This is a genomic window from Rhizobium deserti, from assembly GCF_004358025.1.
In the GTDB taxonomy this organism is placed as follows: Bacteria; Pseudomonadota; Alphaproteobacteria; order Rhizobiales; family Rhizobiaceae; genus Neorhizobium; species Neorhizobium deserti.
The window spans coordinates 580411-606800 of record NZ_SMTL01000003.1; the positions used below are offsets into that span (position 1 = coordinate 580411).

Here is a 26390-nt window from a genome sequence, read left to right on the forward strand (position 1 = left end):
CAGCATCGTTCCCCAAGAGCGGGGATCAGCGCCAGCCATACCAATCAGTGCGGCGGCTGACCGATCAAGCGCCCATAACATAGCCCACTGCGAAAGCCAGCAGGCCGACAGCCGCGAGGGCGGATCCGGTGACGGCGGGATGATCCACGGCATGCGCCGCCACCATTCCGGCTTCGTCCCTGACCCGGCTGACGGCCGACTTCGTTGCGGCCACGACGCCCGTCTGCTCCTCAACATCGCCTGTAAAGCCCGCACCTAGCGCTCTCTTAGCCATGGGATCTCCTTTCGCTCTGCGAAACAACCCATGACCAAAGGAGAGGTTCCGCTCGACCGAAGATGCTCCCCAGGGTCGGCTTCGGCAGATCCATCGCCTAAGTGGCGCCAATCTTATTTCAGCCTGGACAACATGTCCCGGTTGACGAAGATATCCGTTTTTCCAGCTTCATAGCCGGGATGGCTGAACTCGAAACTTTCCGCAGCCGGCAGATCCAATGCCTGCTTCACGCTGATCAAGCCAACGGGAACCCTTAGATCCCCTTTCTTGACCACTGCTTCCACGATCCTGTTCATGTCCTCCTCCTCCAAGGCGAATCCGTTAGAACAGCCTTCGGCAGATTTTGTTCCGGCTTAGTCGAGCTTTATTTTCCTTATGAGTGGAATGCGCCGCCGCCGGTGCCGGCCGCTGGGCTTTACTCCTCCTTAAATCGCCGCATTTAAAGTCCAGTCAGGCGCTGGGCGACGATCATTTACATCAAGACCTGCGCAGGCAGGCGAGCGACGGGGGTATGTCGGCTCATCATGGCAGCCAAGGACAGATCGGGAAAGCGTGTCGAGCCATCCTTCGACGGATCACGTGCAAAGGATGACCTGCGCCTGGATGCAGGCGAACGCATCATCGGAAACGGGCGTTCGTCCAAACGCCAAAGCCCCACCGAAGAGATCGTGCCCGACCGTCCTTCGAAAAACGCGTCCAAGTCCCGTACGCCATCTCGGCGGTCGTCCCCCCGGACCCCATCCGGCGGATTTTTCGCGCCCTTCCGCAGGCTTTTCTACTGGTGCGTCGTGCTTTCGATCTGGGGCGGCATCGGCGTAGGGGGGCTTGTCCTTTATTATGGCGCACGCATGCCCTCAGCCAGTACATGGGCCATTCCCGATCGCCCGGCGAACATGAAAATCACCGCCACCGACGGTACTGTCTTTGCCAATCGCGGCTCGACCGGCGGTGAGGCTTTGGCGCTGGAAGAAATGTCGCCTTACCTGCCGCAGGCCGTCCTCGCCATCGAGGACCGCCGCTTCTATTCGCATTTCGGGGTAGACCCGTTCGGGCTGGCGCGCGCGCTCGTCAACAATTTGACCGGGCAGCCCATCCAGGGCGGCTCGACCATCACCCAGCAGTTGGCCAAGAACCTCTTTCTTTCGCCGGACCGAACCTTCGAGCGCAAGATCCAGGAAGTGCTGCTGTCCTTCTGGCTCGAACATAAGTTCAGCAAGGAGCAGATCCTCACCATGTATTTGAACCGGGTCTTCTTCGGTTCGAATGCTTATGGCGTGGAAGCGGCATCGCGGCGCTATTTCAACAAGTCCGCCCGCGACGTCAATCTCGGCGAAGCGGCAACGCTTGCCGGCCTTCTTAAGGCTCCCTCCCGGCTTTCGCCGGCCCGCGACCCGCAAGCGGCGGAAGCCCGGGCACAGGTGGTGCTCGGTGCCATGCGGGAAGAAGGCTATGCCAGCGACAGCGATCTTAAGACCACCATGTCTCAGCCGCCCGCCAAGGCGAAGAGTAACTGGACCGGCGCCCAGCACTATGCGGCCGACATGGTCGTCGACGAGGTCAAAAGCCTGATCGGTGAGCCGAAACTGGACGTGGTCGTCGAAACCACGATCGACCGCCGCCTGGAAGAAGCAGCCGACAAGGTGTTGAACGCGACGCTCAAGAAGGATGGGTCTAAGGCCAATGTTTCCCAGGCGGCGCTCGTCTCGGTTGATGCGACCGGGGCGATCCGGGCGCTCGTCGGCGGCCGCGATTACGGCGAAAGTCAATTCAACCGGGCGACGCGGGCCAAGCGGCAGCCGGGTTCTTCCTTTAAGCCCTTTGTTTACGCATCCGCGCTCGAGGCCGGGCTGCGGCCGGAAACGATCCGAAATGACGCGCCGATAAGGATCGGCAACTGGACCCCTGAAAACTATGAGAAGGAATATAAAGGAGCAGTCCCGCTTTCCTATGCGATGGCCCATTCGCTGAACACGATCGCGGCACAGCTCGTCATGGAAGTCGGTCCGGACAAGGTCATCGCCACGGCGCATCGGCTAGGCGTGGATTCCGAGATCCCGCCGAATGCCTCTATCGCGCTCGGCACGTCGGAAGTTTCGCCTCTCGAACTGACCTCTGCCTATGCGGCCTTTATGAATGGCGGTTACAAGGCGAGCCCGCATATTGTCAGGCGCATCACCGATGCCGAGGGCAAGGTGCTTTACGACGCCGATTACGGTAATCCGCCACGCGTCCTGAGCGAGCCTATCGCCGCCGCGATGAACGGCATGATGGCCGGCGTGGTCAACGAAGGCACGGGTCGTGCGGCCAGGCTGGACGGATGGCAGGTCGCCGGCAAGTCCGGAACGACGCAATCCTTTCGCGATGCCTGGTTCGTGGGCTTTACCAGCATCATGACCACCGGCATCTGGATGGGAAATGACGACGGCAGCTTCATGAAGAAGGTGACGGGTGGCGGACTGCCGGCCAAGGCCTGGAAGGACTATATGACGGTGGCGATGAAGGGCTATACGCCGACGCCGCTGTTCGGCTTCAACAGCGGCCTGACGCTGCCGGCCGCCGAGGAGCAGCCGCAATCGCCGACGACGACGCTCGGCGACATCATCTCCGGTATTCTGCCGGGAGAGCATCCGCAGCAGCCGCTGCCGCCGGTCGGAGGTGATTTTCCGCCGGCGCCGCGGGCGCCGGGACAGCAGGCGCCTGCCGCGCAAATCCCCGCCCAGGCCGAAGCATCTTTGGAGCAGCCGGCGCGGCGCCCTCGTCCACAGCCGTCGCAACAACCGCTTGATGAACCGGTGGCGTCCCGAAACGGCCGTCAGCCGGCCCAAGCCGCCCGCCCTGTTCCTGCCTCCCAGGCGCCGTGTGCCTATGGTGACAACGCCGTCTGCGACGATGACCGCGCGGTCGACGACAATCGCTCTACGACGCGGCGATACGGCGATACCGGCAACTATGATCGCAGCCAGCCGCGCGACTACCGCCAATACAAGGGGCCGTATGACGCCGCAGGGCCGATTCCGCCCGGCGATGTGGGCGGCGGTTTGAGGCCTCCGGCCGATGTCGGACAGGTCTATGCGCCCCAGCAGACGCGCCGAACCACGCTCTATGATGTGATCATGGGCGAGTAGCCCGGCCAAATAGCCGAAGCGCAAGGGATTTTTTGCGCCTAAGCAGATGATTTCCTGCCTTGCAGTCCGAAAAACCCGTCCTTATATACGCCGCATGACCGCAGCCGATGCTGCGATATTCAAAGACCATCCCAGTCGAGGAACTGTCAGTGGAATGCCTCTTGGGGTCCAGACGGTTCGCTTAAAGGAGAGAGAAGAAATGGCTAAAGTAATTGGCATCGACCTCGGCACCACCAATTCCTGCGTCGCCATCATGGACGGCAAGGATGCAAAGGTGATCGAGAACGCCGAAGGCGCCCGCACCACGCCTTCCATGGTCGGATTTTCCGACGATGGCGAGCGTCTTGTCGGCCAGCCGGCCAAGCGCCAGGCAGTGACCAACCCGACCAATACTCTATTTGCAGTGAAGCGCCTGATCGGCCGCCGCTACGAAGACCCAACCGTCGAGAAGGACAAGGGTCTGGTTCCCTTCGACATCGTCAAGGGCGACAATGGCGACGCCTGGGTCCAGGCTCAGGGCAAGGGTTATTCCCCCGCACAGATTTCCGCGATGATCCTTCAGAAGATGAAGGAAACGGCCGAGTCCTATCTCGGCGAAAAGGTCGAAAAGGCCGTCATCACCGTTCCCGCCTACTTCAACGACGCGCAGCGCCAAGCCACCAAGGATGCCGGTCGCATTGCGGGCCTTGAGGTTCTGCGCATCATCAACGAGCCGACCGCAGCCGCGCTCGCCTACGGCCTCGACAAGAAGGACGGCAAGACCATTGCTGTCTACGACTTGGGCGGTGGTACCTTCGATATTTCCGTTCTCGAAATCGGCGACGGCGTCTTCGAAGTGAAGTCCACCAACGGCGATACCTTCCTCGGCGGTGAAGACTTCGACATGCGTCTGGTCGAATATCTCGCGGCTGAGTTCAAAAAGGATCAGGGCATTGACCTGAAGAACGACAAGCTGGCTCTGCAGCGCCTCAAGGAAGCATCCGAAAAGGCCAAGATCGAGCTGTCGTCCTCGCAGCAGACCGAAATCAACCTGCCGTTCATCACGGCTGACGCTTCTGGTCCCAAGCACCTGACGCTGAAGCTGACCCGCGCCAAGTTCGAAAGCCTGGTCGACGACCTCGTGCAGCGCACGATCGCTCCTTGCAAGGCAGCCCTTAAGGATGCCGGTGTTACCGCAGCCGAGATCGATGAAGTGGTTCTGGTCGGCGGCATGAGCCGCATGCCGAAGGTCCAGGAAGTCGTCAAGCAGCTGTTCGGCAAGGAGCCGCACAAGGGTGTCAACCCCGACGAAGTCGTGGCACTCGGCGCTGCCATCCAGGCCGGCGTTCTGCAGGGCGACGTCAAGGATGTTCTGCTCCTCGACGTGACCCCGCTGTCGCTCGGCATCGAAACGCTCGGCGGCGTCTTTACCCGTCTGATCGATCGCAACACGACGATCCCGACCAAGAAGAGCCAGGTCTTCTCGACCGCCGAGGACAACCAGTCGGCCGTTACGATCCGCGTTTCGCAAGGCGAGCGTGAAATGGCGCAGGACAACAAGCTGCTCGGCCAGTTCGACCTCGTCGGCCTGCCACCATCGCCGCGCGGCATGCCTCAGATCGAAGTCACCTTCGATATCGACGCCAACGGCATTGTTCAGGTTTCCGCCAAGGACAAGGGTACCGGTAAGGAGCAGCAGATCCGCATCCAGGCTTCCGGTGGTCTTTCCGACGCCGAAATCGAAAAGATGGTCAAGGATGCCGAGGCCAATGCCGAAGCCGACAAGAAGCGTCGTGCCGGCGTCGAAGCGAAGAACCAGGCCGAAAGCCTTGTTCACTCGACCGAGAAGTCCCTGGCCGAGTTCGGCGATAAGGTTTCCGACGCCGACCGCCAGTCGATCCAGGATGCGATCGATTCGCTGAAGGCCGCTGTCGAAGCTTCCGAGCCGGATGCCGACGACATCCAGGCGAAGAACCAGACGCTGATGGAAGTTTCCATGAAGCTCGGCCAGGCCATTTATGAGGCCCAGCAGGCTGAAGGCGGCCAGGCGGCTCAGGGCGGCAATGAGGACAGTGTCGTCGATGCCGACTATGAGGAAATCAAGGACGACAAGAAGTCGGCCTGATCGCCCGGTTGCCGGATGGCGAGACCTCGACCATAGTTGACCTAAGTATCCGGCTGCCATCGTGCAGCCGGAATCCTTTCAGGAGCCGTTTACGTCTATGGCAAAAGCAGACTATTACGAAACGCTGGGCGTCGGCAAAACCGCTGACGAGAAGGAGCTGAAAAGCGCCTTCCGTAAGCTTGCGATGAAATATCATCCCGACAAGAACCCGGGCGACGCCGAAGCCGAGAAGAAGTTCAAGGAGATCGGCGAGGCCTACGAGACCTTGAAGGATCCCCAGAAGCGCGCAGCCTATGACCGCTTCGGACATGCCGCCTTCGAGCAGGGCGGAATGGGCGGTGGCGGCTTCTCCAGCGCCGGCGCCGGTGGGTTCTCCGACATCTTCGAAGACATATTTGGCGAGATGATGGGCGGAGGACGGGCCCGTCGCTCGTCCGGCGGTCGCGAACGCGGCGCCGACCTTCGCTACAATATGGAAATCACCCTGGAAGAAGCCTATGCCGGCAAGACGGCGCAGATCCGGGTTCCAACCTCGATCACCTGCGACGTTTGTTCCGGCTCCGGCGCCAAGCCGGGCACGCAGCCGAAAACCTGCGGCACCTGCCAGGGTTCCGGCCGGGTTCGTGCGAGCCAAGGCTTCTTCTCGGTCGAACGCACCTGCCCGACCTGCCACGGCCGGGGTCAGACGATCACCGACCCCTGCACCAAGTGCCACGGCCAAGGCCGGGTCACCGAAGAGCGCTCGCTGTCGGTCAACATTCCGGCCGGTATCGAGGACGGCACCCGAATTCGCCTTCAGGGCGAGGGCGAGGCCGGCGCGCGGGGCGGACCTGCGGGCGACCTTTACATCTTCCTGTCGGTGACCCCGCACCAGTTCTTTCAGCGCGACGGCGCCGATCTTTATAGCGCCGTGCCGATCTCCATGACGACGGCGGCGCTCGGCGGAACTTTCGACGTGGCGACCCTCGACGGGACCAAGTCGCGCGTCACGGTGCCGGAAGGCACCCAGCCGGGCAAGCAGTTCCGGTTGAAGGGTAAGGGCATGCCGGTGCTGCGCTCGTCGCAGACCGGAGATCTTTACATCCAGATCCAGATCGAGACACCGCAGAAGCTCACCAAGCGTCAGCGCGAACTGCTGCAGGAATTCGAGGAAATCTCGTCTAAGGACAACAATCCAGAGTCGACCGGCTTCTTTGCCCGGATGAAGGAATTTTTCGAAGGGTGAGGAACGGTCGGCCTTTGGCCGACAAATCGCTCCAGTGGAGCGATTTGAGTGACGAACGCCCGGAGCCCCAAGCGACGGGCCGGGAGACGATGCGGCACTCGGAGACCCAAACGACGATGTCCTGACCCGTAAATGTCTCAATCGACGCCGGCCCTACTCAAGGGCCGGCGTTTTCATTTTCGTGGCGCAGAAGTGGCTGTTTACAGAAAAGATATGCCTCTGCAGATTTCCCGCCTGTGCCCTATCTTTCCTCGGCGTGGGTAAAGGAGAGACCATGGCCGAAAGCAAACATCATTGGCTGCGCCAGGACGGCAGGGAGTCCACTAAGGCAAGCTTTCCAGAACTCTTCTTCGACCTGGTATTCGTGTTCGCCTTTATCCAGCTTTCGGAAACCCTTGCAGCCGATTTCAGCGTCGGGCTCGCAGCAGAATCGCTGCTCTTCATCCTGGCGCTCTGGTGGGTATGGATTCATACAACCTGGACCACCAATCTTCTTGATGCTGAGGCCGAACCGGTGCGGCTGCTGCTGTTTTCGCTGATGTTTCTGGGCATCGTGCTGGCGATCGCGCTTCCCCGCGCCTTTGCCGATCTCGGGCTTGTCTTCGCGATCGCCTATGCAGCCATGCAGCTCGGCCGCAGCATATTCGTGCTTTATGCCTTTCACGGAACGGACAAGGCCTCGTTCATCACCTTCCTGAGGATTACCATCTGGCTGGCCGTTTCCGCCGCCTTGTGGATCGCAGGCGGCCTCATGGAGCCGCAATTGCGGGTCATCTTCTGGTCTGCCGCACTGGCCGTCGAATATTTGGGACCGCCGGCTGGCTACTGGATCCCCGGCATCGGCAGGGCCCCGTCCGAAGCGCTTGCCATCAACGGGGAGCATCTGGCCGAACGCTGCGCGCTGTTCGTCATCATCGCGCTCGGCGAAACCATCCTGACGACAGGCAAGAATGCGTCCAGCCACCTGGAAAGCGCCGGGACGGCCCTGGTGTTCTGCAGCGCCTTCCTGAGCACGGTCATCATGTGGTGGATCTATTTCCACGATGGCCAGGAAAAGGCCTCGGACAAGGCGGATGACAGCGCCGAGCCGCAGACCACCGCCCAATATCTCTTCACCTATGGCCATCTGCCCATCGTCGCCGGGATCATCCTGGCCGCCGTTGGCGAGGACTTAAGCCTATCCCACCCGGAGGAGAAGGGCTCCTACATGCATGCCTTGGCACTTCTGGGCGGGCCCATACTGTTTCTCGGCGGCACCATGTGGATGAAATGGGTGGCGAGCCGGATCATGCCTTTTTCCCACCTCGCCGGCCTGCTTCTGCTGCTGGCCGGATTTTTCGCGGTTCCGCTCGCTGCAAACTTTTCCATGCAGATCTTTGCCACGGCGATCCTGCTGATTGTCGCCACCTGGGAATATGTGGCGCTGAAACGGTTGCAGCCTCGCGCCGCCTGAAACGGCTGTCGTCAGTAATGCGGGGGCCGGGTAATCGCCGGGGCATCGAGCGATGTTTCTTCGAGCGTCAGAAAGCGCTCGGTCAGCCGGTCGAGCTTGGTTCTTGTCTGCTCGACGACCTTCCATTGCTCGGCCAGCTGGTCCGATAGTTCCTCGATGACCTTGGCTTGGTAAGCAACAAGCTCTTCGAGCTTGATCAGTCTTTCCTCATCATTCACTCGCATCGCCCTCCATCAGCTTTGTATTATTACCACCGGCTCTTGCGGCACGCAGCCTGTCCGGCAAGCCGTCATGGTTTCCCATGCTCCGGTCCGGCACGTCGTCCCACCAGTCGGACCGCATGGGCCGCCGCTCCGGATTTTTCGGATAGAAGATGCGGTTTTCCGGTTTTGCCGTTTCGCCCACCACCAGAAGAAGGACATCGGTGCTGGAATTGTTGATGAAGGTATGCGCTAGGCCGGTGCCTGGGGGGAAACCGACGCCATCGCCGGGATGTAAGCGATACAGCTCGCCATCCAGCCAGACATCAGGATTGCCTTCGATGACGTAGACGAACTCCTCCTCGGCGCTTTCCGCATGTGGGAAGGAGGTGCGGCGCCCGGGCGGCAGCCGCTCATGATGGATGCCGAGCCGGGTCAGGCCGAAATGGCGCGCAAAGGGCGCGCCTATGCTCATCAGTTCATCGTCACCCTCGTAGTGCCCGTCATCCGCCCCCTCGATCTCGGTCCAGTGGCGGATGCAGGAAGGACGGTGCTTGTCGGTATCGTTCACGGCCAAGGGTCTCCCTTTTGAGGGCGCGACCTTAGCCGAGCGACACCGCCGGGTCCATCGGCTCTAGGCGCGCAGCCGTGGCCGCTCCGACCGAGCTTCGCGTCCCGATTTGGTCTTAAACCGGCCGATCAGGGCGGCCAGCCTGCTGCTGATGCCGACAAGGTTCTGGCTGGAGGCATTCGTTTCCTCCATCAACGCGGCATTCTGCTGGGTGATCTGGTCCATGCTTCGGACGGCCGAGTTGATTTCGTCAATGCCGGACGCCTGTTCCTGAGCCGATCGCGCGATCGAGCTGATATGCTCGTCGATGGATTTAACCCGCGCACCGATGCCGGTTAGCGCCTGACCCGTCTTGTTGACGAGGTCAACGCCGCGATTGACATCGGCTGAGGAGCGGTCGATCAGCTCCTTGATCTCCTTGGCGGCAGCAGCCGAACGCTGCGCCAACTCGCGGACTTCCTGCGCGACAACGGCAAATCCCTTGCCCTGTTCTCCGGCACGCGCCGCCTCGACGCCCGCATTGAGTGCCAGCAGGTTGGTCTGGAAGGCAATCTCGTCGATGACGGCGATGATCTGCGTCATCTTCTGCGAAGACTGCTCGATATCGCCCATGGCGGTCACGGCCTCCTCCACCACCTGCCCGGATCGCTCCGTATCGGCGGCCGATTCGCGGACAATACCCTGCACTTCGCGCGTGCGCTGCGCCGATTGCGCGGCAATCGTGGTAATTTCCTCCAGGGCGGCAGCCGTCTGTTCCAGAGCCGAAGCCTGCTGCTCGGTCCGCTTGGCCATGTTGTCGGCGGCCGAGGATATGCCGCCGACTTCCGCGCGCACCTGTTCGACCGAATTGCTGACTTCGCGCATGGCGGCGTCGAGCTCGGAAACAGACGAATTGTAGTTCTGCTGCAGCTTTGCGAAACTCGGCGCCAGGTCCTGCCAGAGTTCGGCCGTGAGGTCGCCGTCCGCCAGCGCCTTCAAGGCTGCGTCAAGCGCAGAAAGTGCTGCGTCCTGCTCGCCCTTTGCCTTTTCCCGCTCTGCTTCCGCCTGCTTGCGCTCGTCGCTCAGCACTTGGAGATAGACCGAGATCGCATAGTCCATGTCGACCAGTGCCGCCTTGGTGACTGCAGAAAGTCGGTCAGCGAGCAACTTGCCCTTCTTCTGCTGCAGGAACCCGCTCATCTCCTTGGCGATAATGGCGCGGATGATGCCGTCGAGGATCAGCGCATAGCCGCCGATATACCAGCGCGGCTCCAGTCCGAGCCGTGCATGGGTGCGGCCGATCGCCGAAACAGCATCTGTATAAGTGGCGTCATATTGTCCCGATGCGATGACGTCCCAGTGGGTCGCCTGGCGTCCCTTGGCATGGGCGACATGGGCGTCGTTGGCGAAGAATTTCGCCGTATGAGGATGGGCCTTCGCCTTGCGATAGAAGGCATCCAAAGCGCCGCCGACTGCTTCTTTAACGACCGGGCGAACCTCGGCGAGCTGACGGCGCTGCTCCTGGCCAAGTCCAACAAATTCCAGGCGTTCGGCGAGGTCTGCGCTTTGGTTGTGGTGATTCATGGTATCTCCGGCGAAAAGAATGCGCCGGCAAAGAAGAACCGACACGACACCATCAGTTCTAGGAAGCAAGCTTTAACAGTCTGTTAGCCATGATCCCTAGGTAATCACTAATTATAAGTTGGTGTTCATATAGAAACATGCGGTTGAATGCTGTGTCCGGGGCCATGTCTTGCAGCGCACCAGGAACCAAAATGCCTTTGCCCTCCTCTCTTGAATGGTCGCATATCGCGCTTCGGAACCAGCGACGTGAGCACGGGCGCTTGCCATACGGGCGGCGAAACCTTAGCTCCTGTAGAACCGCAACAAGAATCCCGATGGCGCAGAAGACTTCCCTTTCCCGGCTGAAACTGACGGACTTTCGCAATTATGCGGAGGCCTCGCTTCCGCTCGACAACCGGCATGTGGTGCTGACGGGCGAGAACGGTGCCGGCAAGACCAATCTCCTGGAAGCCGTATCCTTTCTGTCGCCCGGCCGTGGCCTGCGACGGGCCGTGCTGGGTGACGTCACGCGGGTTGGCGCCCCGGCCGGTTTCTCGATCTTCTCCGACGTGGAGGGCATGGAAGGCGAGGTTGCAATCGGCACCGGGATCGAGCCCGGCGAGGGTGAGGCGATTTCACGCCGGCTGCGCATCAACGGCACGCCGGCCAGATCGACCGAAGAACTGTCCGATCACCTGCGCGTGCTGTGGCTGACGCCGGCTATGGACGGGCTATTTACCGGTCCCTCCGCCGACAGGCGCCGGTTTCTCGACAGGCTCGTCCTGTCGCTCGACGCCGCCCACGGCCGTCGCGCCAGCGATTTCGAGCGCGCCATGCGCAGCAGGAACAGGCTTTTGTCCGAAGGGCGGTTCGACCCTTCCTGGCTTTCAGCCATCGAAGCCCAGATGGCCGGGCTTGGCATTGCCATGGCGGCGGCGCGGGAGGAAATGCTGGGGCTTTTGCGCCGGCTTTCCACCCACAGTGGAGAAACGCCCTTCCCGAACCCGGTGCTTTCGCTCTCGGGCTTCATGGACGGCGCCATGGATCGACCGGCTGCGGATCTCGAAGACAGCTACCTCGACATGCTGCAGAACAGCCGCGGTCGGGACGCTGCAGCCGGGCGCACGCTCGATGGCCCGCATCGTTCCGATCTGCTCGTGCGGCATCGCGAAAAGGACATGGAAGCGGAACGATGCTCGACCGGCGAGCAGAAGGCGCTCCTGATCGGCCTCGTCCTGGCTCATGCACGGCTGACCGGCGACATGACCGGTTATGCGCCGATCCTTCTGCTCGACGAGATTGCAGCGCATCTCGACGAGGGACGCCGGGCCGCCCTGTTCGATCTGGTCGACGGGCTTGGCGGACAATCCTTCATGACCGGCACGGACCGCAGCATGTTTTCGGCGCTTTCCGACAGGGCACAGTTCTTTACCGTTTCGCATGGCGGCATCGGCAAATGAGTTTTCCTTAACGCCCTCCCCTCGCAGTGCTATGATCAAGCCATGGAAAACCAGCCCTCCGACAGCCTGAGCCAAGACGAGATCGAGCGTTACCGCCGCCATATCCTGCTGCCCGAAATCGGCGGCAATGGCCAGCAGCAGCTCAAGCGGGCCCGCGTACTGGTGATCGGCGCTGGCGGCCTTGGTGCTCCCATTCTGGAATATCTGGCGGCAGCCGGGGTCGGCACGCTCGGCATTATCGATGACGATATGGTTTCCCTGTCCAATCTCCAGCGCCAGGTGATCCACGATACCGGCACGATCGGCGAGATGAAGACGAAGAGCGCTCGCGCGGCGATTGTTCGGCTCAACCCGCATGTACGGGTTATGGATTTCGAGGAGCGCTTCTCCCTGGACTGGAGCAGGTCGCATCTTGCGCGTTTCGATCTGCTTGTTGATGGATCTGACAATTTCGACACGCGATATGCGGCGGCCGATGCGGCCGAGGCTGCTCGCATCCCTCTGGTCACCGGAGCAGTTGGTCGGTTCGACGGCTCCGTCACCGTGCTGAAACCCTATGAAGCCGGAGCGGACGGCGTGCTCAACCCCACCTACCGCGATCTTTTTCCAGAAAAGCCGCCGGAGGGTCTCGTGCCCGTTTGTGCGGAAACCGGCGTTGTCGGCGCACTGACCGGGGTGATCGGCACCCTGATGGCCATGGAGGCGATCAAGCTGATCACCGCCATAGGCGAGCCCCTGATCGGCCGGCTGATGCTCTACGATGCCCTTTCGGCGCGCTTCGACATCATCAAATACAGGCGCCGGCCGAAGCAGGCAGCCGCCGAATGATTGAGATCTCCAGGATTGATGGCCAATTCCGCGGCTGGGACGAATTGCTCGCGCTCATCCTTTCGTCCTTCGCCTATATGGAAGGCGTCATCGACCCGCCTTCATCGGCGCATCGGCTAACGCTGGCCTTGCTTGCCCAAAAGGCACGCGACGAGATGGCCTTCATCGCCAAGGACGGCCGCAGCCTCGTCGGCTGCATCTTCCTTAAACTTGAACTCCGATGTGTCTATGTCGGCAAGCTGGCGGTGGCGCCGGATAGACAGGGCAAGGGGATCGGCCGGCGGCTGCTGGACGTGGCGGAAACCGTCGCCCGGGAGCATGGCGTGCCGGCGCTGAGGCTGGAAACCCGCATAGAGCTTGCCGCCAACCATGCCGGCTTCTTCCGCTGGGGATTTCTGAAGACCGGCGAGAATTCGCATCCCGGCTATGCCCGGGTGACCTCGATCGAGATGACGAAGCAGCTCGGCTGATCAGTTTCGGCCCGGCAGAACCCGGTTCGGCGGACGATGACCGTCGAAGAAGGTGCGGATATTGATGATGACCTTGTCGCCCATGTCGATGCGGCCCTCGATCGTCGCCGAGCCCATATGCGGCAAAAGGACCACCCGGCCCTGGTTGGCCAGCTTGACCAGCTTCGGATTGATGGCCGGCTCGTTCTGGTAGACGTCGAGGCCAGCACCGGCGATCTTGTTGTCGCGCAGCAGCTGGATCATTGCCGCTTCATCAATGATATCGCCGCGCGCCGTGTTGACGATGATCGATGTCGGCTGCATCAGCGCCAGCCGCCTGGCCGACAGGAGGTGAAAGGTGGCCGGCGTGGAGGGGCAGTTTACCGACACGATATCCACGCGTGCGAGCATCTGGTCGAGACTGTCCCAATAGGTCGCCTCGAGCTCCTCCTCGGTTGCCGGGTTGACGCGTTTGCGGTTGTGGTAATGGATCGAAAGGCCAAAAGCCTTGGCACGGCGGGCGACGGCGGTGCCGATCCGGCCCATGCCGACAATGCCGATCCGCTTGCCCCAGATGCGTCGCCCCAGCATCCAGGTGGGGCTCCAACCACCCCAGTCGCCCGGCTTGTCGGTGAGAATGCGCGCGCCTTCCGCCAGCCGCCGGTTGACCGCAAGGATCAGGGCCAATGTCATGTCGGCCGTGTCTTCGGTCAGCACATTTGGGGTATTGGTAACGGTGATGCCCTTCTTTGCCGCTGCATCCACATCGATGTGATCGGTGCCGTTGGAGAAGCTCGCAATCAGTTTCAGCTGCGGTCCAGCGGCTTCGATCAGCCCAGCGTCTATACGGTCCGTCACGGCCGGCACCAGCACGTCGACGGTGTTCATTGCTGCGGCAAGCTCATCGCGGGAGCGGGGCCGGTCGTCGATATTCAGTTCGGCATCGAAAAGCTCGCGCATCCGCGTTTCAACCGCGTCCGGCAGTTTGCGGGTAATGTAGACGTTCGGTTTCTTCTTGGCTGTCATGGTTCGCTTCGGATTGCCTTTTTTAGAGGTCCTTAACCAAGTCGCGCGATATTCGCTGCATCCAGGGCGTTTTCTACCAGACCCACCGGCGAAGACAAACAAAACCTCGCACGGGTCTGGAAGCGCCCCCGCGGAGTTTCAGCCGGAACCAGATCCATGCGCAGCAGCGTTATTCTTTCCTTCCTCATCGCCGTGAGCTTCGGCCTAGCCGGCAGTCTGCCGCTTGCGTCACCTGCCATGGCCCAAGGCGCCAGCAAGGGTGCAAGCGGGCTTCCCTTGCCGCGCTTCGTCAGCCTCAAGTCGCGAAAGGTCAACATCCGTATCGGCCCGAGTAGCGACTATGCCGTATCCTGGATGTATATGAAGGCCGGAACGCCTATGGAGATCATCCAGGAATACGAAAACTGGCGCCGGGTGCGCGATGCCGAAGGCACGGAAGGCTGGGTCAACCAAGCCCTGCTGTCGGGCGAACGCACCGCCCTTGCCGCCCCATGGATGCGGGGCAAGGGCAAGGACGTTTACGTCAATCTGCGCCGCGAACCCCAGACTTCTGCGGGCGTCCTCGCCAAGCTCGAACCCGGCGTTGTTCTCAAGATCAGCGAATGCAATGGCGATTGGTGCCATGCCGAAGCCGATGGCGCCAAGGGATGGGTTTCTCAAGGCGAGATCTGGGGAGCCTATCCGGGCGAAGCCTTCAAATAAGCTCTTCGCGCTGGGCGGCTTCCTTCAACGAAGCCAAGGGACGCGGGCCGATCTGCTGGATAACCAGTGCGGCGGCGAGGCAGCCGAGCTTGCCGCAATCTTCCAGCGGCCGACCCTGGGTATAGCCGAACAGGAAGCCCGCGGCAAAAAGGTCACCGGCTCCGGTCGTGTCCACCAATTCGGTGATCGCATAGGCCGGGATCCTGAACCGCTCATCCCCGCGAATGATAATGGCCCCTTCCTCGCTCATGGTGACTGCAGCGAGCTTGCAGTCCTGCGACAGCTTGGAGAGCGCCAGGTCGAAATCCTCGGTCTCGTAAAGGGACAGAGCCTCCTGCCGGTTGGCAAACACGATGTCGACGGTGCCGGAGTGCATCAGTTCCAGGAATTCGCTGCGGTAGCGGCCGACGCAGAAAGGATCCGAAAGGCTCATCGAGACTTCGCGGCCATTCGCATGGGCAATGCGGGCGCATTCGAGGATCGCTTCCTTGGCGCGCGGCGGATCCCAGAGATAGCCCTCGAAATAGGTGACTTTCGCTTCCGCGACCACAGCCTCTTCGACATGCTCCGGACCGAGCTCGACGCAGGCCCCGAGATAGGTATTCATCGACCGCTCGCCATCCGGCGTCACGAAGATCATCGAGCGTGCGGTCGGCGGATGATTGCCTTCCGGCTTGGTCTGGTAGTGGACGCCCTGGGCGCGGATATCGTGCTGGAAGATATTGCCGAGCTGATCCTCTGCCACCTTGCCGAAATAGGCCGCCCTGCCGCCGAAGCTGGCTATGCCTGCCGCCGTATTGCCCGCCGATCCGCCCGAAGCTTCCACCGCGGGGCCCATCTTGGAATAAAGAAGTTCGGCGCGCTCCGCATCGATAAGGTTCATGGCCCCCTTGATGATGGCGTTTTCGCTGAGAAAACCGTCTTCGCAGCGAGCCAAGATATCGACAATGGCATTGCCGATGGTGAGCACGTCAAACTGAGGCATATGGTCTTGATCCGTGTGGAGAAGCGTTGGGGACATCGGTAGCCAGCTTTGGCCTGGATGGGAAGAGAAAATGCCGGACCCAGCCGGCAAGCGGGCAACACGCCCGACGTCATGCCACTGTTACTTTTCACGACTAGAAGATAACCAGCTGCTGCAGCGCCGACCACGGATGAACTGGCGGCCAAGCGGCAGGCGACCTGGCAGGACCAGGAGGGAAAGCGGGGGATTTGCCCCGCTTTTTTCGTGGGCATGGCTGCCCGTCCTTCAGGCCTCGTCTGCATCATAAGCATTTGTTGCGGCGGCCGACATGCGTTAGACGCATATGATCCCTCCGCGAAAGTATGCTTCCCGTGTCCGTAGTCCTTGCCAATGTCGTTCCGGTCTTCGTTCTCATCCTGATTGGCTGGATTGCGGCACGGACGGGGCTCTTGAAGCAAGAAACCGGCGATGCGCTGGGCGAGTTCGTTTTCAAGATCGCCGTTCCGACGCTGATCTTCCGGACGCTGGCGAACGCCAACTTCGAAGGCGCATCGCCCTTCCGTCTCTGGATCGCCTACTTCCTGGGTGTCGGGGTCACCTGGACGATCGCGCATCTGTTGGCGAGATATGCATTCCGCAGGGATGCCAAGGTGGGCGTCATCGCCGGCATGTCGAGCTCGTTTGCCAACAATATCTTCATCGGCCTGCCCCTGGTGGCGCATATGGTCGGCACGGAGGGACTGGTGGCACTCTCCATCCTGCTCGCCATCCACCTTCCGATCATGATGATCGTCGGCACTATCCTGATGGAAGGAGCCTCGGCCCGTGTCGACGGTGGCAAACCACGCAACATACCTGCGGTGCTGCGCCAGGTGGGCGGCAATCTCACCCGCAATCCGCTGGTTGTCGCACTGGTGGTGGGTATTCTCTTCAACTTCCTCGGCTTGTCACTAACACCGGCAGTCGCAACCGTGATCGATCAGCTAGCCGCGTCGGCTGGACCGGCGGCACTCGTGTCGATCGGCATGGCCCTGACCCGATATCCCATCCGAGGCGATATCGGCCTTTCCACCAGCGCCGGCGTCCTGAAGCTCGTCCTGATGCCGAGCGTCGTCTACCTGACCAGCCACCTTCTGGAATTGCCGGCCGATTGGACTGCGGCCCTGGTGCTGACGTCTTCTGTGCCGACCGGGATCAATGCATGGCTCATTGCTCAGCGCTTCCGCTCCGGCCAGAGCCTCGCCGCTTCGGTTATCAGCATCACCACAGCCTTCGGCGTCCTCACCGTCAGTTTCTGGGGCTGGGTGCTGTCATAGCCGCCTCTGCAGCCAGACACTGAAAACAGAAACGCCCGGCGATCAAGCCGGGCGTTCAGCAGTCAGATCATCAATCCAATCAATTGGTGGCCGGAGCCGGAGCATTCGGATCAGGAAGCGGCGCGGGCGTGTCGGCCAGCGAGCGCAGATAAGCGATCAGATTGGCGCGCTCTTCGTCCTTCTTCAAGCCGGCAAAGCCCATAGCCGTACCCTTGATGTAGGCTTTCGGTGCCGTGAGGAAGTGGTTCAGGTGATCAAAGGTCCAGTGCTCCGATCCGCCCTTGGAAAAATCCTTCATCGCCGCAGAATAAGCAAATCCTTCATGCGAAGCGATCGGCCGATCGACGATACCCCAGAGATCGGGGCCGACCTTGTTCGGTCCGCCCTTCTCCCCGGAGTGACAGGCCTGACACTTCTTGAAGACCGTTTCGCCGGCCTTGGCATCGGCTTTTGCCAGAAGCTGACCGATCGGCACGGCCGCAGGAGCCGCCTCGCCACCGGCTTCGGCTTCCGTCGGCTCGGCCGCGACAATGGCGAATCCTTCTTTTTCAGGAGCGGCCGAATGGAAGATCCCTTCCGACGCGATCGACACGGACATCAATACAAAAACAGTGGCAAGCAGGGCGCCCACCGCCATGTTCACGTAAGGGTTCATCAGCAAAGGCTCCTTCCCACCCGCTCCGTCCAAGCGGACATCTTGAAATTGCGCGAAACCTATGTCTTTTGCATTGGTGTTGCAATACGATTGTCGGCCCGCGATTGAGACGTTTTGCCACTGTTTGTGCGGGATTAGAAGGGTCTTCGATGAAGAATTCGGCTTTCGACCGAACGCTGGTGCTGATACCGGCGCGCATGGCATCCACACGCCTGCCGGGAAAGCCCCTGGCGGATATTGCAGGCCTGCCGATGATCGTCCAGGTGGCCGAGCGCGCCCGCGAAGCGGCTGTCGGACGAATCATCGTCGCGGTCGATCATCAGGACGTCTTCAATGTGGTCGAAGCTGCCGGCTTCGACGTCGTCATGACCCGTGCGGACCATCAATCCGGCTCCGACCGCATCTTCGAAGCCGTTCAGAAAGCGGATCCGGACGCGCGGGCGGAATTCATTATCAACGTTCAGGGTGACCTGCCAACCATCGAACCGGAGGCGGTGCAGGCCTCGCTGCGTCCGCTCCTGGAAAGCCCGGCGACCGATATCGCAACGCTGACTGTCGAGATTGAAGACGAGCTTGAGAAGACCAATCCGAACATCGTCAAGGTCGTCGGGGCGCCGCTTTCGCCGAGCCGGCTGAAGGCGCTTTATTTCACCCGTGCGACCGCTCCCTACGGCAACGGCCCGCTTTACCACCATATCGGGCTTTACGCTTATCGCCGCGCGGCATTGGAAAAATTCGTTTCGCTCGGACCGTCCACGCTTGAAAAACGCGAATCGCTCGAACAGCTCCGGGCGCTCGAAGCTGGCATGCGGATCGATGTGGAAATCGTCGATTCCGTTCCGCTTGGGGTCGATACGCCGGGCGATCTCGACAAAGCCCGCGAAATTCTCTTACGGAGCTTAGCATCATAACGGATATCTTATGAACCAAATCACCAATCGCATCGCCTTCCAGGGCGAATTCGGTGCTAATTCCGACATGGCGAGCCGCGACATGTTTCCGGCGCTTCAACCCTTGCCCTGCCCGACATTCGAGGACGCCTTCCAGGCACTGGAGAACGGCGAGGCGGATCTCGCCATGATCCCGATCGAAAACACCATTGCCGGCCGCGTCGCCGATATCCACACCCTTCTGCCCGAATCGCGGCTGCATATCATCGGCGAATATTTCATGCCGATCCGTTTCCAGCTCATGGTCCTGCCGGGCGTGAGGCGGGAAGAGATCCGCACCGTCCACAGCCATATCCATGCGCTTGGCCAGTGCCGCAAGATCATCCGCTCGAACGGCTGGAAGGCCGTCGTCGCCGGCGATACGGCCGGCGCAGCCAAGCTGGTTTCCGAGGTCGGCGACCGGAGCATGGCAGCGCTTGCGCCGCGTCTGGCCGCGGAACTCTACGGTCTTGAGATCATCGCGGAGAATGTCGAGGACACGGAAAACAACGTCACGCGCTTCGTGGTTCTTTCGCGCGACGAGAAATGGGTGCATCGCCAGGACCCGGACGAACTGCTTGTCACGACCTTCGTGTTCAACGTCCGCAACATCCCGGCCGCGCTCTACAAGGCCATGGGCGGCTTTGCCACCAATGGCATCAACATGACCAAGCTCGAAAGCTATCAGCTCGGGGGCAAGTTCGTGGCGACCCAGTTCTATGCGGATATCGAGGGCCATCCGGACGACCTGCCGGTGCGCCGTGCGCTGGAGGAACTGCGCTTCTTCTCCGAAAAGGTACGCATTCTCGGCACTTATCAGGGGCATCCCATGCGCGGTACGCTGCAAAAAGGCTAACGCGCCGCGGTCGGGGTGTCAGGCGAGCAGCAGTCTATGGACACTGACCGCAGCCCCCACCGCAGCTAGCCATTGGCTTGGGTTCCGCAGCTAGCCTTGGTCACCCGTCCCCCATTCGATCCAGTCGCGCAGCAGCCGATGGGCAATCGCGCCCTTAACCGGTGCAAAAAAGGGGCTGTCCGGCCCGGCATCCAGCATGGCAGCGGCGTCCGCCCGGGAAAACCAGCGCACGTCCTGCATTTCCTGCGGATCGATCTTGATCTCGCTGGATCTGGCCTCGCCGTAACAGCCGATCATCAGCGAATGCGGCATCGGCCAGGGCTGTGATGCGTGATAGCGCACGCGGCCAACCTCTATGCCGGCCTCCTCGGAGGTTTCCCGGCGCACGGCATCCTCGATGGTTTCGCCGGGCTCCAGGAAGCCTGCCAGACAGGAATACATGCCTTCCTGGAAGTGGTGACTGCGGCCGAGCAGGCAGCGGTCGGTTTCCAGATCGATGGTCAGCATGATCACCACCGGATCGGTCCGCGGAAACAGCATGTGTTCGCACTGGGTGCAGACCCGCTTATAGCCGCCGATCTTCATTTCGGTCGGCGAGCCGCATTTGCCGCAGAAACGATTGGCCGCGTTCCAGTTGAGAAGCGCGATCGCCTGCGCCGCCTCGCCCTGCAGCTCGTTGTCCAGGAGTTCGTCGCGAAACAGGGCTCGGGCTTCAGCAGGCTTATAGTGGGATGCGAGCTCTTCCGGCTGGATGAGGACCGGCACGGCGACCCGCGGCTCGCCACTGTCCTTGAACCCCAGCAGAACGGCATTGTCGAAATCCGGCTCCAGCTCTGCCAACTCATAGGGCGCAAACAGCGGATCGAGAATCTGGCCGTCGTGCTTGAGGATCAGCCGGCTGCCGGTAAAGGCCAGCACGTGGGCGTTCTCTCCGGCCAGCGCCTTCTCGACGCAGTCGTCCGCGCGATATTCGGCCTGCCGGTCCAGCTTGTTGCCTGAAAAGGCAGTCAGCAGACTGGGTTCGGGATGGGGTGCATCGCTGTCGAAAATGTTTGCTGTCATGAGGAAAGCGCTTCAGCCAGTTTGTTGATGAAAATTTGTCGCGAGCCGTCGTCGTAAGGTTCGGGTTTGCCGAAGCCCCAGATCGGGCCGGGCCAGTTCGGATCGCCTTCGAAACGTGCCACCACATGGACATGCAGCTGCCGGACGATATTGCCAAGCGCTCCGACATTGATCTTCGTGGCGCCGGTCACGGTCTTTAAGGCGGCGGCGACACTATTGGTTTCGAAGGTAAGGAGCGCCTGGTCGAGCGGTGTAAGTTCAAAGACTTCGCTCATGCCGGCGCGCTGCGGCACCAGCATCAGCCAGGGCCAGCGGCTGTCCTTCAGCAGGCGGAGCTGGCATAGACCGAGCACGGTGATCAGGTCAGAATCCCGAGCGAGCCTCTCGTCCAGTTCGAAAACACTCAAGCTGCCCTCCCCTGTCTGAAAATTTGATAGCAGTTTTTTACAGGCTTGGCTTGCATTTGGAAGCGTTATTGCCGATATGTGCGGCGGGAGGTTGGTGGTGGACGAGCCACTCGCCAACCGGGTCAGGTCCGGAAGGAAGCAGCCCTAACGAGCCAGGCACGGGTCGCCGTGCCAGCCTCCCACCCTTTTACTTGTACTACCATCTTGGTCAGCTTCCGGCACGGTCAAGACCGCGCTCAGGAATGGCCCGTTCAGGCCGGCAGGCCAGAGTCAGGACCATATGAGCGATACCGGGCCCACATCTTCAAGCACTTCCGTGGTTAGTCCCGCCACAGGCGGCGGCTACCGGGTGCTCGCCCGCAAATATCGCCCCAAGGATTTTTCGGACCTGATGGTCGGCCAGGAGCCGATGGTCCGCACGCTGACCAATGCCTTCGAGACCGGCCGTATTGCGCAGGCCTATATGCTGACCGGCGTACGCGGGGTCGGCAAGACGACGACGGCGCGCATCCTGGCCCGCGCCCTGAACTACAAGACAGCCGAAATCGACAAGCCGACGATCGACCTGCGCATTCCCGGCGAACACTGCCAGCCGATCATGGAAGGCCGGCATGTCGACGTGATCGAGATGGATGCCGCCTCCCATACGGGCATTGACGATATCCGCGAGATCATCGAGCAGGTCCGCTACCGGCCGGTCTCGGCGCGCTACAAAGTCTATATCATCGACGAAGTGCACATGCTCTCGACCCAGGCTTTCAACGGCCTGTTGAAAACGCTCGAAGAGCCGCCGGAGCACGTCAAGTTCATTTTCGCGACGACCGAAATCCGCAAGGTGCCGATCACCGTGCTGTCGCGCTGCCAGCGCTTCGACCTGCGCCGCATCAGCGCCGCCGATCTCGTCGGGCTGTTCACGACCATCCTGGAAAAGGAAGGCATTCCGGCAGAGCAGGAAGCGCTAGCGATGATTGCGCGTGCCGCCGAAGGTTCCGCCCGCGACGGGCTTTCGCTGCTTGATCAGGCGATTGCCCATGGCGGCGGCAGCGTGGTCGCCGAAACGGTCCGCAGCATGCTGGGGCTGGCCGATCGGGCCCGCATCGTCGATCTGTTCGAGCATGTTGTACGGGGTGACGTGACATCCGTGCTCTCGGAATTCACCGTACAGTACGAAGCCGGCGCCAATCCTGTCGTGGTTCTGACGGATCTTGCCGATTTCACCCATCTCGTGACCCGTTTCAAATACATCCCGGAGGCGGCAAACGATCCTTCAGTAAGCGAAGTCGAAAGGCTGCGCGGCCGCGAATTCGCCGACAGCGTCGCAGTCAGCACCCTGTCGCGCCTTTGGCAGATGTTGCTCAAGGGCATTCCAGAAGCGGAAAATTCGTCGCGACCGGCCGGCGCTGCGGAAATGGTGTTGATCCGCCTCACCCATGCTGCCCATCTTCCTTCGCCCGAGGATGCTGCCCGCCGACTGGCGGAGTTCGGCGGTGGCAATGGTGAGGGCCAGCGGCCACCCATGCCTACTTCCGGCGGCAATGGCGCAGGACGATCGTCTTCCGCTTCCCAGCCGCCGCTGAACGCACGCGGGTCGGACATGGCCGGCGCCCGCATGCAGACTGGCGGGCCGACCGGCGGACCGACTGCCATGCTGCAGGCCGTGCCGGGCGGCGCTCCACGGCAAATTCCGCTTGGCCGTACGGAAGAACAGCCGGCGCCAGCCGTGCCGGTGCGCTCCCTGCAGGACATTGTCGACCTTTGCGGCAAGAACCGTGACCCGAAGCTGAAGGCGCTGGTTCGCAATTTCGTGCGCCTCGTCAAGCTGGAGCCCGGCCGGCTGGAAATGCGGATGACCGACGGCGGTCCCGGCACCCTGCCCGGCGAACTGGGCGTCAAGCTCAAGGAATGGACGGGCATCCACTGGATCGTCACTCTCAGCAAGGAAGAGGGCGAGGCGACGCTGGTCGAGGTGGATAATCATGCCCGCGAAGTGCGGTTGACCGACGCGCGCGCCGATCCCGACGTGGCGGCGATCCTTGCTCAGTTTCCTGGCGCACGGATCACCGACGTGCGCATCCGCGCCGCGGAAGAAGACAACGAGGCCGAAGACGTCGCACCGCCGGCAATTGCGGAATCCGAAGAGGGCGACATCCTGCCCGGCGACGACATCGAATTTTGAAGAAGAGGACAGGCTAGATGCGCGACATCATGGGCATGATGGGCAAGGTCAAGGAAATGCAGGCCAAGATGGAGAAGATGCAGGCGGATATCGCCGCACTCGAAGTCGAGGGCACGTCCGGCGGCGGTCTCGTCACCGTCAAGATGACCGGCAAGGGCGATATGGTCGGCCTGAAAATCGACCCATCGCTTTTCAAGGAAGACGATGTGGAGATTCTCGAGGATCTGATTGTCGCCGCCCACAAGACGGCCAAGGAGCGCGCCGAGGCGATCGCTGCCGAAAAGACGAAGGAATTGACGGCCGGACTGCCGATTCCGCCCGGCATGAAACTTCCCTTCTGATCACTCTTGGCGGAATTGGGGCCCAGCCTATCTCCTGGAGGGGCTGGAGACTGCGAACCTTCATCTCGTCGTCCAACACCTATGGTTCGGAGTACTCATGGACCAAGAACGCCTCGCAAGGGCGCTCCGCAATACGGATGATGTCGGCGTCTGGGAACTCGATCTCGACGCAGACAGGATCAGCATATTCGGCTCGCTGCGCGGCCGGTATGGGCATGAGGGGGAGAGCGGATTCTGGTCGGATGCCACGGACACGGTGCTCTCTCGCATCGTTCCGGAAGACCGCCATATCTTTTGCGAGGCCATAGCCAAGGCTATCGAAGACGGGGAACGTTTCTCCATCTTCTACAGGGTGCGGCGGCCGGATGGGGCCATCATCTATTCCAACACGCATGGCCGATGCCTGTTCGACAAGGACGGCCGTCCGGTTACCGTTTCCGGCGTCACCATAGACGTCACGGCACGCAAGCTTGCCGAAGATGCGCTGGTCGCCGGTGAAGCACGCTATCGCGCAATGACCAACGCGATCGAGCAGATGATCTGGTCCACCACGGCGGACGGAATCTATGACTTCTACAATGACCGCTGGTACGAATTCACCGGCACGCCCAAGTCCAGCCTGACCGGCAAGAGCTGGCAGAATCTGCTTCACCCCGAGGATCGTGCAGCCGCCCAGGCGGAATGGCAGAAGTCCCTTGTTACAGGAAAGCCTTACAAGGCTGAATACCGACTGCGACACCATAGCGGCGAATATCGCTGGGTCGTCGCCCGGGCGCAGCCCATGTGCGACGAGAGCGGCGTCATCACGCGCTGGTACGGCACGAGCACGGACCTCCACGAACGCAAGCTCGCCGAGCAAAGGCAGCAGTTCCTGCTGGAGTTGAACGACCGGCTGCGCTCGTCTGCCCACGCCACCGATGCCACCTCGATCGCGGCGCAGATGCTCGGCATGCAGGTGGATGTTCCCAGAGCCGGTTATGGCGAGATTGACGCCAACGAAGAGGTCGTCCGCGTCGAGCGGGACTGGACGCGCGGCGAGACGACCCTGTCGCTGGCCGGAGAGGCCCGGATCCTCGATGGTTTCGGACCAGCCGTCGTCGCCGAACTCAAGGCCGGGCGCACGCTTGTGGTCGACGATTGCTACCGGGACGCACGTGCCGGCGCCGCCTATGCGGAAACCTGGGACAGCATCGGCTGCCGCTCGTTGATCGTCGTGCCGCTGATGCGCGACAACAAGTTCACCGCCATTCTCTACCTTCATGACACGAAGCCGCGCCAATGGGGGCCAGAAGACATTGCGCTTGCCGAGGACGTGGCACAGCGGACATTTGCTTACGTGGAGCGCCTTCGGGCCGAAAACGAGATCAGGCTGCTCAATGCGACCCTGGAGCAGCGGGTCAGGGACGAGATTGCCGAGCGGGCAAAGACCGAAGAACAACTTCGCCAGGCCCAGAAAATGGAAGCAGTCGGCCAACTTACCGGCGGCATTGCGCATGATTTCAATAACATGCTTGCGGTGATCATTGGCGGCCTCAACCTCATCCAGCGTCGTTTGAGCCGGGGCGACACGAATGTCGAACGGCTGATCGCCAATGCCATGGAAGGAGCGGAACGGGCAGCGGCACTGACCAAACGGCTGTTGGCATTCTCTCGACAGCAGCCACTCGATCCTAAAACTATCGACGCCAACCGCCTGATCGAGGCAATGACGGAGCTGCTGTCGCGGACGATCGGCGAAAACATCACAGTAAAAACCCTGCTGTCACCGGACCTGTGGGCGGTTCAGGCGGACCCGGCCCAGCTTGAGAACGCGATCCTCAACCTGTCAGTCAATGCGCGCGACGCCATGCCCTCGGGAGGCAAACTGACCATCGAGACCGCCAATATTACCGTTGATGCCGCGGACGGCGCCGAGCAGGGGATCCCGCCATGCGATTATGTCCGTCTCGCCGTGACCGATAGCGGGGAAGGCATGTCAAAAGAGACTATCGCCAGAGCCTTTGACCCCTTCTTCACCACCAAGCCCGTCGGCAAAGGCACGGGTCTGGGCCTTAGCCAAGTCTACGGTTTCGTGCGGCAATCCGGGGGACATGTCCGGCTGCAGTCGCAACTGGGGGTCGGCACATCATCGTATATCTACCTCCCTCGGGCGGCGGGCCAATCCGACGACGAGCCGGCCGATGAGCCCCAGCCGTCACAGCCGGGGCAATCCGCCGAGACCATATTGGTGGTTGAGGACGACGAGCGGGTGCGGCGCCTGTCTGTCGAGGCTCTGCGGGATCTGGGCTACAGCGTCATTGAAGCAGGTGATGGCCGAGACGCCGTGAAGCTGCTGCAGTCGCGTCAGGACATTTCGCTGCTTTTCACCGATGTGGTCATGCCCAACATGACCGGGCGCGAACTGGCTGCGATCGCCAGGCAAATGCGACCGAACCTGAAGATCCTCTATACCAGCGGCTATACCCGCGATGCCACCATGCAAGACGGCATCCTTCAAGATGGCATCCAGCTGCTGGCGAAACCCTTCACCATGCAGGAACTGGCCGCAAGACTGCGGAATGTTCTGGACGCTTCCTAAGCGCCTGTTGGCACAGGCGCCATACTTTGACGGCAGCATGATGCGGCAAGCCCTTGCTGTCCTCATCCCCTGCTACCGCTGGGACGTTGTGCAATACCGCGGCTAGGTCAGAAGCTTGCCATCACCAAGCCCATGGCAGCTAGGCTG

24 protein-coding genes and 1 other RNA gene are annotated in these 26390 nt (G+C 61.4%); 15 read left to right on the forward strand and 10 right to left on the reverse strand.

Translation table 11 applies throughout. The features are described from left to right. Nucleotides 1–64: 64 nt before the first annotated feature. Complete coding sequence (locus E2F50_RS14975) at nt 65–274, reverse strand: hypothetical protein (protein ID WP_133316954.1); 210 nt, start codon at nt 272–274, stop codon at nt 65–67. Nucleotides 275–387: 113 nt separating this feature from the next. Then, nucleotides 388–570, reverse strand: a complete 183-nt coding sequence (locus E2F50_RS14980; RefSeq protein WP_133316955.1) for a hypothetical protein — start codon at nt 568–570, stop codon at nt 388–390. A gap of 228 nt (nt 571–798) precedes the next feature. Between E2F50_RS14980 and E2F50_RS14985 the strand changes: the two genes are divergently transcribed. The 4 genes from E2F50_RS14985 to E2F50_RS15000 all read left to right on the forward strand — a co-directional run bounded on the left by E2F50_RS14985 (nt 799) and on the right by E2F50_RS15000 (nt 8181). After that, nucleotides 799–3399: a transglycosylase domain-containing protein gene (locus E2F50_RS14985; protein WP_133316956.1), complete on the forward strand. Its 2601-nt coding sequence runs from the start codon at nt 799–801 to the stop codon at nt 3397–3399. A 199-nt stretch (nt 3400–3598) separates the two neighbouring features. Further along, nucleotides 3599–5503, forward strand: a complete 1905-nt coding sequence (gene dnaK, locus E2F50_RS14990; protein ID WP_133316957.1) for a molecular chaperone DnaK — start codon at nt 3599–3601, stop codon at nt 5501–5503. 97 nt (nt 5504–5600) lie between these two features. Further along, the gene (gene dnaJ / locus E2F50_RS14995; RefSeq protein ID WP_133316958.1) at nt 5601–6728 is read left to right on the forward strand and encodes a molecular chaperone DnaJ; all 1128 of its coding nucleotides are present in this window, start codon (nt 5601–5603) and stop codon (nt 6726–6728) included. A gap of 274 nt (nt 6729–7002) precedes the next feature. Further along, on the forward strand, nt 7003–8181 hold the full coding sequence (locus E2F50_RS15000; protein ID WP_133316959.1) for a low temperature requirement protein A: 1179 nt from the start codon (nt 7003–7005) through the stop codon (nt 8179–8181). Nucleotides 8182–8192: 11 nt separating this feature from the next. On the opposite strand, the gene E2F50_RS15005 is transcribed toward E2F50_RS15000, so the two are convergent. From E2F50_RS15005 to E2F50_RS15015, 3 genes are all read right to left on the reverse strand, one after another. Beyond that, entirely contained in the window at nt 8193–8399 is a 207-nt protein-coding gene (locus E2F50_RS15005; protein WP_161974175.1) for a SlyX family protein, read from the reverse strand. Continuing rightward, on the reverse strand, nt 8392–8952 hold the full coding sequence (locus E2F50_RS15010) for a cupin domain-containing protein (RefSeq protein ID WP_245515422.1): 561 nt from the start codon (nt 8950–8952) through the stop codon (nt 8392–8394). Before E2F50_RS15010 ends, E2F50_RS15005 begins: the two co-directional genes overlap by 8 nt. A 63-nt stretch (nt 8953–9015) precedes the next feature. Then, a complete protein-coding gene (locus E2F50_RS15015; protein WP_133316961.1) occupies nt 9016–10515 on the reverse strand; it encodes a globin-coupled sensor protein in 1500 nt (499 codons plus the stop codon). A 314-nt stretch (nt 10516–10829) separates the two neighbouring features. Between E2F50_RS15015 and recF the strand changes: the two genes are divergently transcribed. The 3 genes from recF to E2F50_RS15030 are packed head-to-tail and all read left to right on the forward strand — an operon-like array spanning nt 10830 to nt 13252. Next, nucleotides 10830–11954, forward strand: a complete 1125-nt coding sequence (gene recF, locus E2F50_RS15020; RefSeq protein WP_133316962.1) for a DNA replication/repair protein RecF — start codon at nt 10830–10832, stop codon at nt 11952–11954. A gap of 42 nt (nt 11955–11996) precedes the next feature. Then, entirely contained in the window at nt 11997–12782 is a 786-nt protein-coding gene (locus E2F50_RS15025; RefSeq protein ID WP_133316963.1) for a molybdopterin-synthase adenylyltransferase MoeB, read from the forward strand. Next, on the forward strand, nt 12779–13252 hold the full coding sequence (locus E2F50_RS15030; protein WP_133316964.1) for a GNAT family N-acetyltransferase: 474 nt from the start codon (nt 12779–12781) through the stop codon (nt 13250–13252). Before E2F50_RS15025 ends, E2F50_RS15030 begins: the two co-directional genes overlap by 4 nt. Here E2F50_RS15030 and E2F50_RS15035 read toward each other — a convergent pair whose 3' ends face one another. Beyond that, nucleotides 13253–14257, reverse strand: a complete 1005-nt coding sequence (locus E2F50_RS15035) for a 2-hydroxyacid dehydrogenase (RefSeq protein WP_133316965.1) — start codon at nt 14255–14257, stop codon at nt 13253–13255. A 156-nt stretch (nt 14258–14413) separates the two neighbouring features. On the opposite strand from E2F50_RS15035, the gene E2F50_RS15040 reads away from it, so the two are divergent. Continuing rightward, nucleotides 14414–14959, forward strand: coding sequence for an SH3 domain-containing protein (locus E2F50_RS15040; protein ID WP_133316966.1), 546 nt, complete (start codon nt 14414–14416; stop codon nt 14957–14959). Here E2F50_RS15040 and E2F50_RS15045 read toward each other — a convergent pair. Further along, complete coding sequence (locus tag E2F50_RS15045) at nt 14952–15944, reverse strand: adenosine kinase (RefSeq protein ID WP_133316967.1); 993 nt, start codon at nt 15942–15944, stop codon at nt 14952–14954. The genes E2F50_RS15040 and E2F50_RS15045 overlap by 8 nt on opposite strands. A 350-nt stretch (nt 15945–16294) precedes the next feature. Here E2F50_RS15045 and E2F50_RS15050 point away from each other — a divergent pair, with 350 nt between their 5' ends. Beyond that, a complete protein-coding gene (locus tag E2F50_RS15050) occupies nt 16295–17239 on the forward strand; it encodes an AEC family transporter (RefSeq protein WP_133316968.1) in 945 nt (314 codons plus the stop codon). 79 nt (nt 17240–17318) lie between these two features. Here E2F50_RS15050 and E2F50_RS15055 read toward each other — a convergent pair whose 3' ends face one another. Continuing rightward, a complete protein-coding gene (locus tag E2F50_RS15055; RefSeq protein WP_133316969.1) occupies nt 17319–17894 on the reverse strand; it encodes a c-type cytochrome in 576 nt (191 codons plus the stop codon). A gap of 149 nt (nt 17895–18043) precedes the next feature. Between E2F50_RS15055 and E2F50_RS15060 the strand changes: the two genes are divergently transcribed. Both E2F50_RS15060 and E2F50_RS15065 read left to right on the forward strand, forming a co-directional pair. After that, nucleotides 18044–18805, forward strand: coding sequence for a 3-deoxy-manno-octulosonate cytidylyltransferase (locus tag E2F50_RS15060; RefSeq protein ID WP_133316970.1), 762 nt, complete (start codon nt 18044–18046; stop codon nt 18803–18805). 10 nt (nt 18806–18815) lie between these two features. After that, entirely contained in the window at nt 18816–19679 is an 864-nt protein-coding gene (locus E2F50_RS15065; protein WP_133316971.1) for a prephenate dehydratase, read from the forward strand. A 90-nt stretch (nt 19680–19769) separates the two neighbouring features. On the opposite strand, the gene nudC is transcribed toward E2F50_RS15065, so the two are convergent. Both nudC and E2F50_RS15075 read right to left on the reverse strand, forming a co-directional pair. Next, nucleotides 19770–20741, reverse strand: a complete 972-nt coding sequence (gene nudC, locus E2F50_RS15070) for an NAD(+) diphosphatase (RefSeq protein ID WP_133316972.1) — start codon at nt 20739–20741, stop codon at nt 19770–19772. Continuing rightward, nucleotides 20738–21148 carry an HIT family protein gene (locus E2F50_RS15075; protein WP_133316973.1) on the reverse strand — a complete coding sequence of 137 codons (411 nt, stop codon included), beginning with the start codon at nt 21146–21148 and terminating at the stop codon, nt 20738–20740. The genes nudC and E2F50_RS15075 overlap by 4 nt, the downstream gene beginning before the upstream one ends. Before the next feature lie 86 nt (nt 21149–21234). Here E2F50_RS15075 and ffs point away from each other — a divergent pair. The 4 genes from ffs to E2F50_RS15095 all read left to right on the forward strand — a co-directional run bounded on the left by ffs (nt 21235) and on the right by E2F50_RS15095 (nt 26243). After that, nucleotides 21235–21331, forward strand: an RNA gene (ffs, locus tag E2F50_RS15080) — signal recognition particle sRNA small type. A 97-nt stretch (nt 21332–21428) separates the two neighbouring features. Continuing rightward, complete coding sequence (locus E2F50_RS15085; RefSeq protein ID WP_133316974.1) at nt 21429–23324, forward strand: DNA polymerase III subunit gamma/tau; 1896 nt, start codon at nt 21429–21431, stop codon at nt 23322–23324. Nucleotides 23325–23341: 17 nt separating this feature from the next. Continuing rightward, nucleotides 23342–23665: a YbaB/EbfC family nucleoid-associated protein gene (locus E2F50_RS15090; protein WP_133316975.1), complete on the forward strand. Its 324-nt coding sequence runs from the start codon at nt 23342–23344 to the stop codon at nt 23663–23665. Between the two features lie 97 nt (nt 23666–23762). Then, a complete protein-coding gene (locus tag E2F50_RS15095; protein ID WP_133316976.1) occupies nt 23763–26243 on the forward strand; it encodes a PAS domain-containing protein in 2481 nt (826 codons plus the stop codon). The last annotated feature ends 147 nt before the right edge of the window (nt 26244–26390 follow it).